The 16089-nt window shown below is 65.5% G+C and carries 7 protein-coding genes and 2 rRNA genes; 4 read left to right on the top strand and 5 right to left on the bottom strand.

Going from position 1 to position 16089, the window contains the following annotated elements; genetic code table 11:
• Positions 1 to 57 precede the first annotated feature (57 nt).
• The 3 genes from R0146_RS03565 to R0146_RS03575 form a co-directional block, all read right to left on the bottom strand.
• Positions 58 to 3138 (bottom strand): 23S ribosomal RNA (locus R0146_RS03565).
• 406 nt (positions 3139 to 3544) lie between these two features.
• Positions 3545 to 5061, bottom strand: a 16S ribosomal RNA gene (locus R0146_RS03570).
• Together the 16S and 23S rRNA genes form the textbook arrangement of a ribosomal RNA operon.
• A 523-nt stretch (positions 5062 to 5584) precedes the next feature.
• Positions 5585 to 10177: an acyl-CoA dehydratase activase-related protein gene (locus tag R0146_RS03575; RefSeq protein ID WP_317691487.1), complete on the bottom strand. Its 4593-nt coding sequence runs from the start codon at positions 10175 to 10177 to the stop codon at positions 5585 to 5587.
• Between the two features lie 126 nt (positions 10178 to 10303).
• Here R0146_RS03575 and R0146_RS03580 point away from each other — a divergent pair, with 126 nt between their 5' ends.
• Positions 10304 to 10801 (top strand): MarR family winged helix-turn-helix transcriptional regulator, encoded by a 498-nt coding sequence (locus R0146_RS03580; protein ID WP_317691488.1) that lies wholly within the window; start codon positions 10304 to 10306, stop codon positions 10799 to 10801.
• Positions 10802 to 10908: 107 nt separating this feature from the next.
• Positions 10909 to 12195: an O-acetylhomoserine aminocarboxypropyltransferase/cysteine synthase family protein gene (locus tag R0146_RS03585; RefSeq protein WP_317691489.1), complete on the top strand. Its 1287-nt coding sequence runs from the start codon at positions 10909 to 10911 to the stop codon at positions 12193 to 12195.
• Positions 12196 to 12291: 96 nt separating this feature from the next.
• Here R0146_RS03585 and R0146_RS03590 read toward each other — a convergent pair whose 3' ends face one another.
• Positions 12292 to 12936, bottom strand: a complete 645-nt coding sequence (locus R0146_RS03590) for an AMIN-like domain-containing (lipo)protein (RefSeq protein ID WP_317691490.1) — start codon at positions 12934 to 12936, stop codon at positions 12292 to 12294.
• Between the two features lie 148 nt (positions 12937 to 13084).
• Between R0146_RS03590 and R0146_RS03595 the strand changes: the two genes are divergently transcribed.
• Positions 13085 to 14533: an NAD-dependent succinate-semialdehyde dehydrogenase gene (locus tag R0146_RS03595; protein ID WP_317691491.1), complete on the top strand. Its 1449-nt coding sequence runs from the start codon at positions 13085 to 13087 to the stop codon at positions 14531 to 14533.
• A gap of 140 nt (positions 14534 to 14673) precedes the next feature.
• The gene (locus R0146_RS03600) at positions 14674 to 15429 is read left to right on the top strand and encodes a lysophospholipid acyltransferase family protein (RefSeq protein WP_317691492.1); all 756 of its coding nucleotides are present in this window, start codon (positions 14674 to 14676) and stop codon (positions 15427 to 15429) included.
• Between the two features lie 10 nt (positions 15430 to 15439).
• Here the strand turns inward: R0146_RS03600 and R0146_RS03605 are convergent, their stop codons facing one another.
• Positions 15440 to 16075, bottom strand: coding sequence for an MBL fold metallo-hydrolase (locus tag R0146_RS03605; protein ID WP_317691493.1), 636 nt, complete (start codon positions 16073 to 16075; stop codon positions 15440 to 15442).
• Positions 16076 to 16089 lie beyond the last annotated feature (14 nt).

Consider the following 16089-nt stretch of genomic DNA (forward strand, 5'->3'; position numbering starts at 1 on the left):
GTTCCGGGAACAACATAGTGGACGCGAACATACTCAGCAGAATAGTTTCTTGTGTGTTTGGGTAAGCCCTCGGCCTATTAGTATCGGTCAGCTCCACCCATTACTAGGCTTCCACATCCGACCTATCAACCCAGTCGTCTACTGGGGGCCTTACCAAAACAGTGGGAGTCCTCATCTTGAAGCGTGCTTCCCGCTTAGATGCTTTCAGCGGTTATCACTTCCCAACGTAGCCAACCAGCCATGCCCTTGGCAGGACAACTGGCACACCAGAGGTTGGTCCGTCCCGGTCCTCTCGTACTAAGGACAGCCCTTCTCAAGACTCCTACGCGCACAGCGGATAGGGACCGAACTGTCTCACGACGTTCTGAACCCAGCTCGCGTGCCGCTTTAATGGGCGAACAGCCCAACCCTTGGGACCGACTCCAGCCCCAGGATGCGACGAGCCGACATCGAGGTGCCAAACCATGCCGTCGCTATGGACGCTCGGGCAAGATCAGCCTGTTATCCCCGGGGTACCTTTTATCCGTTGAGTGACGGCGCTTCCACACGCCACCGTCAGATCACTAGTCCCGACTTTCGTCCCTGCTCGACCCGTCGGTCTCACAGTCAAGCTCCCTTGTGCACTTACACTCGACACCTGATTGCCAACCAGGCTGAGGGAACCTTTGGGCGCCTCCGTTACTCTTTGGGAGGCGACCGCCCCAGTCAAACTACCCATCAGGCACTGTCCCTGAACCAGATCATGGTCCGAGGTTAGATAACCAGAACAACCAGAGTGGTATTTCAACAATGACTCCACAACCACTGGCGTGACTGCTTCAACGTCTCCCACCTATCCTACACAAGCTGTACCGATCACCAATACCAAACTATAGTAAAGGTCCCGGGGTCTTTCCGTCCTGCTGCGCGTAACGAGCATCTTTACTCGTATTGCAATTTCACCGAGTTCGTGGTTGAGACAGTGCCCGAGTCGTTACTCCATTCGTGCAGGTCGGAACTTACCCGACAAGGAATTTCGCTACCTTAGGATGGTTATAGTTACCACCGCCGTTTACTGGGGCTTAAGTTCAGTGCTTCACCGAAGTTGACACGTCCCCTTAACCTTCCAGCACCGGGCAGGAGTCAGTCCGTATACATCGTCTTACGACTTCGCACGGACCTGTGTTTTTGATAAACAGTCGCTTGGGCCTGGTCTCTGCGGCCATCAACGCTCACCACGTAAAGTGTTCACGCATCCGGCCCCCCTTATCCCGAAGTTACGGGGGTATTTTGCCGAGTTCCTTAACCACGATTCTCTCGATCGCCTTAGTATTCTCTACTCATCCACCTGTGTCGGTTTAGGGTACGGGCGGCTCATGACATCGCTCACGAAGCTTTTCTCGGCAGCAGAGGATCACCCACACCACCACCCGAAGGTGACAGTGGCATCAGGTCTCAGACACACAGGGCACGGATTTACCTACACCCCGTCCTACACCTTTACCCTGGGACAACCACCGCCCAGGATGGGCTACCTTCCTGCGTCACTCCGTAGCTTGCCTACTACACGTCTGGGTCGCAGAGTCACCACACCCAGAACCCCGAAGGGCCCACAGATGCAGCTTCCGTGCTCAGCATCGCGCGCCTCAGCATGGTCGCCATTACACCGGTACGGGAATATCAACCCGTTGTCCATCGACTACGCCTGTCGGCCTCGCCTTAGGTCCCGACTTACCCAGGGCAGATTAGCTTGACCCTGGAACCCTTGGATATTCGGCGGACGGGTTTCTCACCCGTCATTCGCTACTCATGCCTGCATTCTCACTCGCACACACTCCACAACACGGTCACCCGGCTGCTTCACCACGTGCACGACGCTCCCCTACCCATCCAACAAAAATTGAATGCCACAGCTTCGGCGGACTACTTAGCCCCGCTGAATTGTCGGCGCAGAATCACTTGACCAGTGAGCTATTACGCACTCTTTCAAGGGTGGCTGCTTCCAAGCCAACCTCCTGGTTGTCACCGCAACTCCACATCCTTTTCCACTCAGTAGCCGCTTAGGGGCCTTAGCTGATGATCTGGGCTGTTTCCCTCTCGACAATGAAGCTTATCCCCCACTGTCTCACTGCCACGCTCTGGCTTCACCGGCATTCGGAGTTTGGCTGATTTCGGTAAGCTTGTAGGCCCCCTAGACCATCCAGTGCTCTACCTCCGGGAAGAAACACGTGACGCTGCACCTAAATGCATTTCGGGGAGAACCAGCTATCACGTAGTTTGATTGGCCTTTCACCCCTATCCACAGCTCATCCCCCCAGTTTTCAACCTAGGTGGGTTCGGTCCTCCACGACGTCTTACCGACGCTTCAACCTGGCCATGGATAGATCACTACGCTTCGGGTCTAGAGCATGCGACTCAACGCCCTTATCGGACTCGCTTTCGCTACGACTACCCCACACGGGTTAACCTCGCCACACACCACTAACTCGCAGGCTCATTTTTCAATAGGCACGCCGTCACCCTCACGGGCTCCGACGGCTTGTAGGCGACCGGTTTCAGGTACTATTTCACTCCCCTCCCGGGGTACTTTTCACCATTCCCTCACGGTACTGATCCGCTATCGGTCACCAAGGAGTATTCAGGCTTAGCGGGTGGTCCCGCCAGATTCACACGAAATTCCAGGAGTCCCGTGCTACTTGGGAACCCGACAATGGAGTGCGCAGTTTACGTCTACAGGGGTATTACCTGCTCTGCCGGACCTTCCCAGAATCCTTCGACTTCACCACACATTTCTGACTCCACGACCCGTCAACAGCCAGATCAAGTCGAGCCCCACAACCCCACGCATGCAACACCTGTCAGCTATCACACACACGCAGTTTGGCCTCATCCGCGTTCGCTCGCCACTACTTACGGAATCACTATTGTTTTCTCTTCCTATGGGTACTGAGATGTTTCACTTCCCCACGTTCCCTCCAACTACCCTATACATTCAGGTAGAGGTCGCTCCACATGACTGGAGACATTCAAGGTTTCCCTATTCGGACATCCCCGGATCACAGCTCGTTTACCAACTCCCCGGGGCTTATCGCAGGTTACAACGTCCTTCATCGGCTCTTGGTGCCAAGGCATCCACCGATCGCCCTTAGTAGCTTTCCCAACACAAATATCAAGAAAAAATCTACAAAGATGCTCGCGTCCACTATGAAGTTCTCAAAACACAAACAACACCACAACCAACCATCCCTGATCAGCCGTGATCCCGTCAAAGACCCACCACCACCAGACACCCCCACACGAGGAGAAGCCCGACGACAGCACCACACGTCACGCATGGCCGAGGTCTCAGGACCCAACAGTGCACCCCACCCACCAGACAACAATCCAGTGACCCCCACCCGCCCCACGACAACCGCGAGACGACCAGAGGCAGTCAATGTTCCACCCAGAAAACCCACCGGCACCCGCCGGCCACCACAACAGCGACCGATCCGACCGGCAAACCACCCACAACCCCCAACCAACAGGCCGAAGCATTACGAGCGTCTTGTTTTGGGCTCCTTAGAAAGGAGGTGATCCAGCCGCACCTTCCGGTACGGCTACCTTGTTACGACTTAGTCCTAATTACCAGCCCCACCTTCGACGACTCCCTCCCCACAGGGTTGGGCCGCCGGCTTCGGGTGTTGCCGACTTTCATGACTTGACGGGCGGTGTGTACAAGGCCCGGGAACGTATTCACCGCAGCGTTGCTGATCTGCGATTACTAGCGACTCCGACTTCATGGGGTCGAGTTGCAGACCCCAATCCGAACTGAGACCGGCTTTTTGAGATTCGCTCACCCTCACAGGCTCGCAGCTCTTTGTACCGGCCATTGTAGCATGCGTGAAGCCCTGGACATAAGGGGCATGATGACTTGACGTCATCCCCACCTTCCTCCGAGTTGACCCCGGCAGTCTCCTATGAGTCCCCAACCGAATTGCTGGCAACATAGGACAAGGGTTGCGCTCGTTGCGGGACTTAACCCAACATCTCACGACACGAGCTGACGACAGCCATGCACCACCTGTAAACCGGCCCAAAGGGAGGCCACATCTCTGCAGCTTTCCGGCATATGTCAAACCCAGGTAAGGTTCTTCGCGTTGCATCGAATTAATCCGCATGCTCCGCCGCTTGTGCGGGCCCCCGTCAATTCCTTTGAGTTTTAGCCTTGCGGCCGTACTCCCCAGGCGGGGCACTTAATGCGTTAGCTACGGCACGGATCACGTGGAATGTGACCCACACCTAGTGCCCACCGTTTACGGCGTGGACTACCAGGGTATCTAAGCCTGTTTGCTCCCCACGCTTTCGCTTCTCAGCGTCAGGAAAGGTCCAGAGAACCGCCTTCGCCACTGGTGTTCCTCCTGATATCTGCGCATTCCACCGCTCCACCAGGAATTCCATTCTCCCCTACCTTCCTCTAGTCAGCCCGTATCGAAAGCAAGCTCAGGATTAAGGCCCGAGTTTTCACTTTCGACGCGACAAACCGCCTACAAGCTCTTTACGCCCAATAATTCCGGACAACGCTCGCACCCTACGTATCACCGCGGCTGCTGGCACGTAGTTGGCCGGTGCTTCTTCTGCAGGTACCGTCACAAAAGCTTCGTCCCTGCTGAAAGCGGTTTACAACCCGAAGGCCGTCATCCCGCACGCGGCGTTGCTGCGTCAGGCTTCCGCCCATTGCGCAATATTCCCCACTGCTGCCTCCCGTAGGAGTCTGGGCCGTATCTCAGTCCCAATGTGGCCGGTCACCCTCTCAGGCCGGCTACCCGTCGAAGCCTTGGTGAGCCACTACCTCACCAACAAGCTGATAGGCCGCGAGTCCATCCCCCACCGCCGGAGCTTTCCACCCCCACCCATGCAGGCAAGAGTCATATCCGGTATTAGCCACCATTTCTGGAAGTTATCCCAAAGTAAAGGGCAGGTTACTCACGTGTTACTCACCCGTTCGCCACTCGTGTACCCCGAAGGGCCTTACCGTTCGACTTGCATGTGTTAAGCACGCCGCCAGCGTTCGTCCTGAGCCAGGATCAAACTCTCCATCGAAAAAATATCGCCACACCCCCACAAAAAGGGGCGAAAAGCGTCACAATGAAAAGAGACCCGACATACCAGACATAAACTGGTCAATCAACATCTCAAAGAAATCATCCAGACCCCAACAAACATCGAGGCCCGGGGCACCACAAAAAAGTGATGTCATTTGGCATTGACTAAACAAAGCACACTGTTGAGTTCTCAAACATCGGACACACACCTTACCACTCCAGAACTACCGGAGCCGCTCGGGGCGACCAGATTAATTTTACTCGCTTGTCCAGACCTTGTCAAATCCGCATTTCAGCGAATCAGACGAATCCGATCAACCAAGCCCCCGAGCCATCCCTGACTCGAAGCTTGCCTGCCCGGTTTCCCGCGCCGGCAACTCGGAGAACATTACCGAGCTCATCCCACCGAGTCAAATCGGACTGTCCGGCTCAGCCGGGGGCCCGCCCGAGTTTCCCCGGGAGACGAGGTGGTCGACACTACCACCATTTCGATGGCGTCTCGACCACGGTGACGCTCGCCCTCACCGCGAGGGCACGTCCACGAGCGACTCCGTCGGTCCGGGCCCGACTCCCGTCGGCTCAGGCGCGTGTCCCGTCGGGTCAAGCTCGGGTGCCGGCGGCTCAACCTCGGCTCCCGCCGACTCAGGCTCAGGTCCCACCGACTCGAGCCTGGCTCCCGTCGGGTCGGCCTCAGGCACCGCCTCGTCGACCAGCTTTGCCGTGGAGATCATCAGCTTGATCCGGTTGAGCTGGTTGACCTCGCTGGCACCCGGGTCGTAGTCGATCGAGACTATGTTGGCCTGCGGATACCGACGGCGCAGCTCGTGGAACATCCCGCGCCCGACGATGTGGTTGGGCAGGCAGGCGAACGGCTGGGCACAGATGATGTTCGGCGTCCCGGTCTCGATCAGCTCGATCATCTCCGCGGTCAGCAGCCATGCCTCTCCCGCCCTGTTGCCGAGTGAGAGCACCGTCTGGGCCTTCTCCGCCAGATCGCCGATCCGAGCCGGCACCTCGAACCGCTGCGAGGTCGCCAGCGCCCGGTGCGCCGTCTGTTGGTACTGCTCCAACGCCCACAGGGCCCAGTGCTTCGTACGTAGATTCTTCTCGCCGACACCCAGCGTCTCAGCCGTCCAGTCCGCCCCGGCCAGCCCCATCAGGAAGAACTCCATCAGCCCCGGCAGGACCGCCTCGCAGCCCTCCGACTCGACCACCCGTACCGCATGGTTGTTCGCGTCCGGATGGAATTTCACCAGGATCTCCCCGACGATGCCGACCCGTGGACGCCGTACGACGTCGTGGAGCGGCAACGCGTCGAAGGCGGCGACGATCTCGCGGATCAGCCGTCCGAAGCCGAGCCGGCGCCCCAGAGTCGGGCAGTAGCCGCTCTGTCGCAGATGCTCCTCGGCGATGGTGTTCCACCGTCGGTAGAGGGCGTCGGCGCTGCCGGACTCCCGCTCGTACGGTCGTACCCGCAGCAGGACCTGCTGCAGCACATCGCCGATCACGAGGGCCTTCACCGCGCGATGCATCATCGGCACGGACAACCGGAAGCCCGGGTTCTCCTCGATCGACTGAGGACTCACCGCGAGCACCGGGACGCTCCCGTAGCCGGCGTCGCGCAGCGCCTTGCGGAGCAGGCCGGCATAGTTGGTGGCCCGGCACATGCCGCCGGTCTGGGTGATGCCGACGACGCACCCGTCCGGGTCGTACCGGCCGGAGACGAAGGCGTTCACCAGCTGTCCGACCACCATGATCGCCGGGTAGCAGGCGTCGTTGTTGACGTGGGCGAGGCCGACCTCGATGTCCTCCTTGGAGGCGTGGTCGAGCAACACCGCGCGGTAGCCGCTGCGCTCGAGCACCGGGATGACCAGCCGGAAGTGGATCGGCGACATCTGCGGCACCAGGATGGTGCGGCGCTCCTTCATCTCCTTGGTGAACGGGTGGCGTTCCAGCACGTGGCTCCCCTCGGGGACGAGCTCCGAGGAGGCGGTGCCGACGATGTCCCGGGAACCGGCGGCGGGATCGGCGGCGACAGGCTCGGCGGCATCGGGCCCGGCGGCATCGGGCCCGGAGGCGCCGGGCATCGTGCTCACCTCCGGATCGTCGGCCGCGAGGGCGGCGAGCGTACGTTCCTCGGTGGCCGCTTTGAGGGAACGCAGCCGGATCCGGGCGGCGCCCAGGTTGGAGACCTCGTCGATCTTGAGAGTGGTGTAGATGCCGGCCTTCGCCTCGATGATCTCGGCCACCTGGTCGGTGGTGACGGCGTCCAGGCCGCAGCCGAAGGAGTTGAGCTGGACGATCTCCAGCCGCGGGTTGCGGGCCACCACGTCAGCCGCCTCGTAGAGCCGCGAGTGGTAGGCCCACTGGTCGCGGACCCGCAGCGGGCGCTCCAGCCGCCCCTGGTCACAGATCGCGTCCTCGGTCAGCACCACCATGCCGAGACCGACGATCAGCTCGGGGATGCCGTGGTTGATCTCGGGATCGGCATGGTAGGGCCGCCCGGCGAGGACGATGCCGCGCAGGTCGTGCTCCTCCAGATAGGCCAGGGCGCGGCGGCCCTCGGCCCGGACGTCCTCGCGGACCCGGGCGGCCTCGGCGTACGCCTCGTCGACGGCCAGCGCCGCCTCCTCCGCGCCCACCTGCCAATCGGCGAACTCCTCGACCACACGGCGCACCAGGGTGTCACGGTCGCCCAGATTGACGAACGGCTTGAGGAACCGTACGCCCGGCTCCCGCAACTCCTCCATGGTGTTGGCGATGACCTCGGCGTAGCTGCCGACGATCGGGCAGTTGTAGGTGTTGTCGGTGCCCTCGACGAGCTGCTGCTCGTACGTCACGCAGGGGTAGAAGATGGTCCGCTGGCCCTTGGCGAGCAGGTCCTGGATGTGGCCGTGGACGAGCTTGGCGGGATAGCAGATGTTCTCCGAGGCGATCGACTCCATGCCCCGCTCGTACAGGGCATGGCTGGAGCGTCCGGACAGGGTGACCCGGAAGCCCAGCCGGGTGAGCAGGGTGAACCAGAACGGGTAGTTCTCGTACATGTTCAGCACCCGGGGGATGCCGATGTCGCCGCGGGTGGCGGCCTTCTCGGTCAGCCGGCGGTAGCCGAAGGTGCGCCGGTAGCGGTAGTCGATCAGGTTGGGGATCGGCGAACGCCGCGGCCGGGCCTCCGCCGAGGCACCGCGCTCGCAGCGGTTGCCGGAGACGTGGCGGGTGCCGTCGGGGAGGTGGGAGATGGTCAGGTCGCAGTGGTTCTGGCAGAGCCGGCAGGCGCGCAGCTCGGTGCGGATCCGGAAGTCCTCCAGCTCCTCGACGCTCGGCAGCCCGCCCGCGCCCGGCCGGTCCCGATGCCGGCGGGCGGTGAGGGCGGCACCGTACGCCCCCATCAGGCCGGCGATGTCGGGGCGGACCACCTCGCGGCCGGTGAGCAGCTCGAAGGCCCGCAGCACCGCGTCGTTGAGGAACGTGCCGCCCTGCACCACCACCGTGTCGCCGAGCTCGGACGGGTCTTTGAGCTTGATCACCTTGTAGAGCGCGTTGCGGACCACCGAGTAGGACAAGCCGGCGGAGATGTCGCCCATCGAGGCGCCCTCCTTCTGCGCCTGCTTGACCGAGGAGTTCATGAAGACCGTGCAGCGGCTGCCGAGGTCGGCCGGATGGTCCGCTTCGAGGGCGGCCTGGGCGAAGTGGCGGACGTCGGCGCCCATCGTCTGGGCGAACGTCTGCAGGAAGGAGCCGCACCCGGAGGAACAGGCCTCGTTGACCGCGATGGAGTCGACCACATGATCACGGATGCGCAGGTACTTCATGTCCTGGCCGCCGATGTCGATCACTGCGGTGACGCCGGGGCTGAGGTGTTCGGCCGCCCGGTAGTGCGCCATCGTCTCGATCTCGCCCTCGTCGAGGTGCAGCGCGGCGCGGACCAGGTCCTCCCCGTAGCCCGTCACACAGGAGCGGACGATCCGGGCCGCCGGCGGCAGCTCGTCGTGGATCCGGCGCAGGATGGCGACCGCGGCACTGACCGGATCGCCCTGGTTGGACGCGTAGTGGGAGAAGACGATCTCGTCGTCCGCGGTGGTGACCACCGCCTTGATGGTGGTGGAACCGGCATCGATGCCGAGGAAACAATCGCCGGCGGCGTCCTCGATGTCCCGCTGCGGGACGGTGGCGCGGGCGTGGCGCTCCTCGAAGGCCCGCAGCTCATCGGCATCGGCGAACAGCGCGCGCATCCGGCGGGTCTCCAGCGGGATGAGCGTACGCTGCCGCAGCCGGGCGGCGAGGGTCTCCAGCGGCTCCGGGTGCCCATCGGCCAGCAGTGCGGCGCCGATCGCGACGTAGAGCTGGGCCCGCTCCGGGGTCCGGAAGGTGCAGCTGTCGGCCGGCAGCACGGCGGCGTACGCCTCGCGGAGCTGCGGCAGGAAGTGCAGCGGGCCACCGAGGAACACGACGGTGCCCCGGATCGGCCGGCCGCAGGCGAGCCCGGACACGGTCTGGGTGGCGACGGCGCGGAAGACTGACGCCGCCAGGTCCTCCGGGGCGGCCCCCTGGTTGATCAACGGCTGGATGTCGGACTTGGCGAACACCCCGCACCGGGAGGCGATCGGGTAGATGTGGGTGGCGCCGGCGGCCAGCGCGTCCAGCCCGGCGGCGTCGGTGTGCAGCAGGCTGGCCATCTGGTCGATGAAGGCCCCGGTCCCGCCGGCGCAGCTGCCGTTCATCCGCTGTTCCGGCGTCGGGTGCAGGTAGGTGATCTTGGCGTCCTCGCCGCCCAGCTCGATCACCACATCGGTGTCCGGGTCGTGCCGTCGGATGGTGGCGGTCTCGGCGATCACCTCCTGGACGAACGGCACCCCCATCAGGTCGGCGACCGACAGGCCGCCCGAACCGGTGACGGCGGCCCGCACCGACCGGCCGGGCAGCGCGGCGCTCACCTCGCGCAGCAACCGGGCGAGCTCACCGCGGACGTCGGCGTTGTGGCGACGGTATTCCTCGAAGACCGTACGGTCTCCGTCGAGCACCACGGCCTTCACGGTCGTCGAGCCCACGTCGAGACCCAGCCGCAGGACGGCACCGTCCGGGCCGGTCCCGCCCGCCTCAGTGGTATCGCTCACGATGTCGCCCTCCCGTTCGACGCCCTGTTCTCACCTCACCGCGACACGCCTCGTACTACTCACCGTAGTGACTGTTGTTGGATCCACCAAACAGAAATCCGGACCCGACGCCGCTACGGTGGGGCCATGACCGACCCTGACGCCCCCGACGCGCTCCGCCGCGCCTCCCGGGAGGTCCAACACGGGGTCATCGAGATCGCGCGCTGGGCCAGCCGCAAGACCACCCTGGAGCGGCTGCGCTCCCTGGTGCCGGACCTGGTGATCACCGACCTGTGGCTGTTGCTGGCCCTCGACGAGCACGGCGCGATGCGCCCCGGCGAGCTGGCCGTCCGCCAGCACGTCGACCGGTCGACCGTCACCCCGCAGGTCCGCCGGCTGGTCCGGGCCGGGTACGCCGTGCGGCGGCCCTCCCCGGACGATCGCCGAGCGGCACTCATCGACCTCACCGACAAGGGCCGGGCGGTGGTGGACCACACCCGGCTGCTCGCCGACCACGCGTTCTCCATCGCGACCGCGGACTGGACGGCCGCGGAACGGGCCGCCCTGGGGGAGCTGCTGTGCCGGTTCACCGGAGCGATCGAGGAACTCGACGCGATCCCGATCGCGCCGCCCACCCTGGACTGAGGGCGGTGTGCCGAGGTGAGGCACACGCCGGCAGGGAGGACGATCCGGGCGTTCCGGATCAGCACGGTTGCCATTCACTACACTTTTGGTCGTGATAGAAGTTCCTTATGACGTACCGTCCCGAAACGCTCGCGATCCACGCCGGGCAGGAGCAAGCTGACCCGACCACCCACGCCAGGGCCGTCCCGATCTACCAGACGACCTCGTACGTGTTCGACTCCGCAGAGGAGGCCGCCGACCTGTTCGCCCTGCGTAAGCCGGGCAACATCTACGGGCGGATCATGAACCCGACCGAGGATATCTTCGAGACCCGGATGACCGCGCTCGAGGGCGGCGTCGGCGCGCTGGCCACCTCGGCAGGCGCGGCGGCCATCACCTACGCAGTGCTCAACCTGGTCAACGCCGGCGACAACATCGTCGCGGCCGCCACTCTCTACGGCGGCACCTTCGCACTGTTCGAGCACACCCTGGCGCAGTACGGCATCGAGGCGCGGTTCGTCGACCCCGACCACCCCGAGCAGCTCGCCGAGCACGTCGACGACCGCACCCGACTGGTCTTCGGTGAGACCCTCGCCAACCCCAAGCTCAACGTCCTCGACCTGGACGCCTGGTCGGCCGCGGCACACGCCCTCGGGCTGCCGTTCATCGTCGACAACACGGCACCCTCGCCGGCGCTGTGCCGCGTCTTCGACCACGGCGTCGACGTCGTGGTGCACTCCGCCACCAAGTACATCGGCGGCCACGGCACCACCCTCGGCGGCGTGATCGTCGACTCGGGCAACTTCGACTGGGCCGCCCACGCCGAGCGGTTCCCCAACCTGACCACCGGTGACCCCGCCTACCACGGGGTGGTGTGGACGGAGGCCGCGGGCAACGCCGCGTACATCATCCGGGCCCGTACGGTCCTGCTGCGCAACATGGGCGCGACCATCGCCCCGCTGCACGCCTGGCTGTTCCTGCAGGGCCTGGAGACCCTCTACCTGCGGATGGAGAAGCACTCCGAGAACGCCCTCGCCATCGCCCGCCACCTGGAGCAGCACCCCGACGTGGCCTGGGTGAACTACCCGGGCCTCGACGACTCGCCGTACAAGGCGACCGCCGATCGGGTCTTCACCGGTCTCGGGTACGGCGGCCTGGTGTCCTTCGGCCTCAAGGCCGGCCGCGACGCCGGTCGCACGGTCGTGGAGGGGCTGGACCTGTTCAGCCACCTGGCCAACATCGGCGACGTGAAGTCGCTGGCCATCCACAACGCCTCGACCACCCACTCGCAGCTGTCCGACGAGGAGCTGGCTGCCGCCGGTGTCGCACCGGAGATGATCCGGCTGTCGATCGGCACCGAGCACATCGACGACCTGATCGCCGACCTGGACCAGGCCCTCGCCGCGGCCCGCTGAGGCCGCCCGCCGTACGTTCCGCGGGTCCGCTCCGGGCATTTCCCGGGCGGACCCGCGCCGCGTACGTGGAGGGCCGCAGCACCGGGCCCGGGCGGATCAGCGGACGATGTCGACGATCACCCGGGTGGGCGACGGGAGGGTGTGCACGGCGAACGGACGCCGCTCACCGGACAGTCCGACGAACGACACGGTGTCCCCCTCGAAGGTGCCGTTCTGCACCACCTCGGTGACGATGCCCTGACCGTCGCCGGGGACGCGCTGGGGGATCTGCGGGGGCGTCGTGGCCGGGTCGGGGTAGGTCGTGCCGGTCATGCTGACCCGGAGGATCGATCTCCCGGCCACCGTGACCCGCTCCCCGCTGCCCTGGCCGATCGCCCGGTCGACGTACTCGACGGTCCACCCTGGGCTGCCGGAGCCCGCGTACTCGAACACGACCCGGTCGACACCGGGATGGCTGGCGGTCCGGACGGCGGTGAGCACCAGCCGGGAGCCGGCGACCGGCGACTGGACGTCGCGGTCGGTGGAGGCGTCCGGCGGCACCGGCACCTGGTCCTCGGCCGGCGGCGGGGCCGGGGTCACCGCGGGGACGGTCCCGTCAGCGGCACCTGACGGCGTGGCCCCGGTGACCGAGGACGTCGGACTGGCGGTGCCCCCCGGGGACGGGCCACCGCCCCCGGCGCAGCCGGCGACCAGGAGGCTCAGGGCGGTTCCCACCACGACAGCGCTGAGTGCGGACCTCATGGTCCAACGGTACGAGTCACACAGGTCGCGCGCCGGACGTTCGCCGGAAGGACCCGAAGACCGGTGACCGGATGGCCGGCCCAGTCCTCTCCGCCGAGTGTCGGCGGGGAGGACTAGCGTGGGGACCGGTCCATCACGAGGAGGCTCCATGTCCGTCGATGCAGTGCTCGCTGCTCTCCCCCACGGTCAGTTCATCGGGGGGACGTGGCGCCCGTCGGAGGACTCCTTCGCGGTGCTGAACCCGGCCACTGAGGAGGTGATCACTCGGGTCGCCGAGGCCACGCCGCAGGATGCCCGGGCCGCCCTTGACGCTGCCTGCGACGCCGCCCGCGGCTGGGCCGACACCGCGCCGCGGGAGCGTGCCGAGGTGCTGCGGCGTACGTTCGACCTCGTCGTGGAGCGCCGCGACCTCTTCGCCACCTGCATGACGATGGAGATGGGCAAGCCGCTGCCGGAGGCGTACGGCGAGGTGGCGTACGGGGCGGAGTTCCTGCGCTGGTTCTCCGAGGAGGCGGTCCGGATCGAGGGCCGGTTCTCGATCGCTCCGAGTTCCGGCCAACGGGTGCTCACCATGAAGCAGCCGGTCGGCCCCGTCTACGCCATCACGCCGTGGAACTTCCCGCTGGCGATGGGCACCCGGAAGCTCGCCCCGGCGATCGCCGCCGGCTGCACCGCGGTGATCAAACCCGCCCACGAGACCCCGCTCACCACCCTGCTCTTCCTGCAGGCCCTGCAGGACGCCGGGCTGCCGGCCGGCGTGGTCAACTGCCTCACCTCGACGCATTCGGCCGCCGTCTCCGAGCCGATCATCACCGATCCCCGACTGCGCAAGCTCACCTTCACCGGGTCGACCGCGGTCGGCAAGATCCTGCTCCGCCAGGCCGCCGACCACGTGCTGAAGACCTCGATGGAGCTCGGCGGCAACGCCCCCTTCCTGGTGCTCCCCTCCGCCGACCTCGACAAGGCGGTCCAGGGCGCGCTGGACGCCAAGATGCGCAACATCGGCGAGGCCTGCACCGCGGCGAACCGGATGTACGTGCACGAGTCGCTGGCGGCGGAGTTCAGCGCCCGGCTGGCCGAGAAGATGGCCGCGCTGCCGATCGGCAACGGGCTCGACGACGGCGTACGGGTCGGACCGCTGGTCAGCCCGCAGCAACTGGCCACCGTCACCGACCTGCTCGGCGACGCCGTCGAGCGCGGCGCCCGGATCGTCACCGGCGGCGCCCGTCCGGAGGGGCCCGGCTACTTCCTGCAGCCGACGGTCCTCACCGGCGTCCCGACCGATGCCCGGGTGTTCCGCGAGGAGATCTTCGGCCCGGTCGCACCGATCGCCACCTTCGCCACCCTCGACGAGGCGATCGCTCTGGCCAACGCCACCGAATTCGGCCTGATGGCGTACGTCTTCGGGGAGAACATCAGCGAGGCGGCATACGTCGTGGAGCGGCTCGAGTCCGGCATGGTCGGTCTGAACTCCGGAGTGATCTCCGACCCTGCCGCACCGTTCGGCGGGGTGAAAGAGTCCGGCCTCGGCCGGGAGGGGAGCCACGAGGGGATCGAGGAATACCTCGAGACGAAGTACGTCGGCATCCGGCTCTGAGCGCGGGCGCGGGCGTTCCCGCGGGAACGCCCGCGGCGGTTGTCATGATGGGGCGGTTGTCATGATGGGGCGGTTGTCATGATGGGGCGGCTGCCATGATGGGGCGGCTGCCATGATGGGGCGGCTGCCATGATGGGGCGATGGACCTCGGCTACCGCCTGATCGTCGCGCTGTGTCGGATCGCGTTCCGCTGGCTGCGCCTCCGCTTCCGGATCACCGGCCTGCACCACGTGCCCCGGCACGGCGGCGCACTGCTCGCCATCAACCACACCGCGCACGTCGACTTCGTCTTCGCCGGACTCGGTGTGCACCGGGCCAACGGGCGGCTGGTCCGGTTCATGGCCAAGAAGTCGATCTGGCAGCATCCCGTCGCCGGCGCGGTGATGCGGATGTGCCGCCACATCCCGGTCGACCGCCGGGCCGGCGCCGAGGGCTATCTGCTGGCGGTGGAGGCGCTGCAGGCCGGCCGGCTGGTCGGGATCTATCCCGAGGCGACGATGTCGCGGTCGTTCGAGATCCGGGCGTTGAAGACCGGCGCGGTGCGGATGGCCCGGGAGACCGGCTGCCCGATCATCCCGACCATCGTCTGGGGCGCCCAGCGGATCTGGACCAAGGACCACCCGCGGGACTTCTCCCGCTCCGCGATCCCGGTGCACATCGCCTTCGGCACCCCGATCCAGGTACGTCCCGGTGACGACATCGGCGTCACCTCACGCGAGCTGCGACGGGCGATGTCCCGGCTGCTCGACGAGGTGATCGCCGGCTACCCGGCGATGACAGGCGACGACCTGGCGTACCTGCCGCGACGCTGGGGTGGCACGGCGCCGACACCCGCCGAGGCGTACGACCGGGACCGGGCCGACATGACCCGGACCCGCGACGAGTGGACCCGATGAGCCAGGCCGCTCAGTAGCGCAGCACGTGCTGGGTCCACGGTCGCAGGTCGGTGTCGACCATCGCGTTGATCCGGTCGCGGATCAGCCGGCGACCCCGGTCGTTGAGCAGACCGTCGTGGATGAAGAACGACGTCGGGGCACCGACCGCGCGGGCCCAGTCGATGGTCTGCTCGAGCGCGGCCCACGGCCCGTACGCCGGCACCGCCATCACATCGATACCCGGCGGCACCTCGCTCAGCGAGTCACCGGGATGGAACAGCCGCGGCTCCCCTTCCGCGGCGAGCACCACGCCGACGTTGCCGACCCGCGGGATGTCGCGGTGGATCACCGCGTGCTCCCCACCGACCGCCTCGAGGATCAGCCCACCGAGCGTCTCGACCTGACCGGGGGCGAACGGCTCCGCCTGCTCCAGCCCGCTCGCCCGGTGGGTCTCCGGCTCGAGCAGGACACGTACGCCCGGGTTGCGCTCGAGCAGCGCCGGCATCCGGGACAGGTCGAGATGGTCGGCGTGGCGGTGGGTGACGACCACCGCGTCGAGACCTTCGACCTCTTCCCAGCCGTCGGTGAAGTTGCCGGGGTCGAGCAGCACCCGGGTGCCCGCGATCTCGACCAGCAGCGTGGCATGGCCCAATCGGATGATCTCCATGTCGCCACGCTAGG

The organism is Raineyella sp. LH-20, assembly GCF_033110965.1.
GTDB lineage: Bacteria > Actinomycetota > Actinomycetes > Propionibacteriales > Propionibacteriaceae > Raineyella.

Coding starts and splice junctions, on each gene's coding strand:
- R0146_RS03595 (WP_317691491.1), top strand. CDS start 13,085: ATGTCCGTCGATGCAGTGCTCGCTGCTCTCCCCCACGGTCAGTTCATC.
- R0146_RS03605 (WP_317691493.1), bottom strand. CDS start 16,075: ATGGAGATCATCCGATTGGGCCATGCCACGCTGCTGGTCGAGATCGCG.
- R0146_RS03590 (WP_317691490.1), bottom strand. CDS start 12,936: ATGAGGTCCGCACTCAGCGCTGTCGTGGTGGGAACCGCCCTGAGCCTC.
- R0146_RS03600 (WP_317691492.1), top strand. CDS start 14,674: ATGGACCTCGGCTACCGCCTGATCGTCGCGCTGTGTCGGATCGCGTTC.
- R0146_RS03580 (WP_317691488.1), top strand. CDS start 10,304: ATGACCGACCCTGACGCCCCCGACGCGCTCCGCCGCGCCTCCCGGGAG.
- R0146_RS03585 (WP_317691489.1), top strand. CDS start 10,909: ATGACGTACCGTCCCGAAACGCTCGCGATCCACGCCGGGCAGGAGCAA.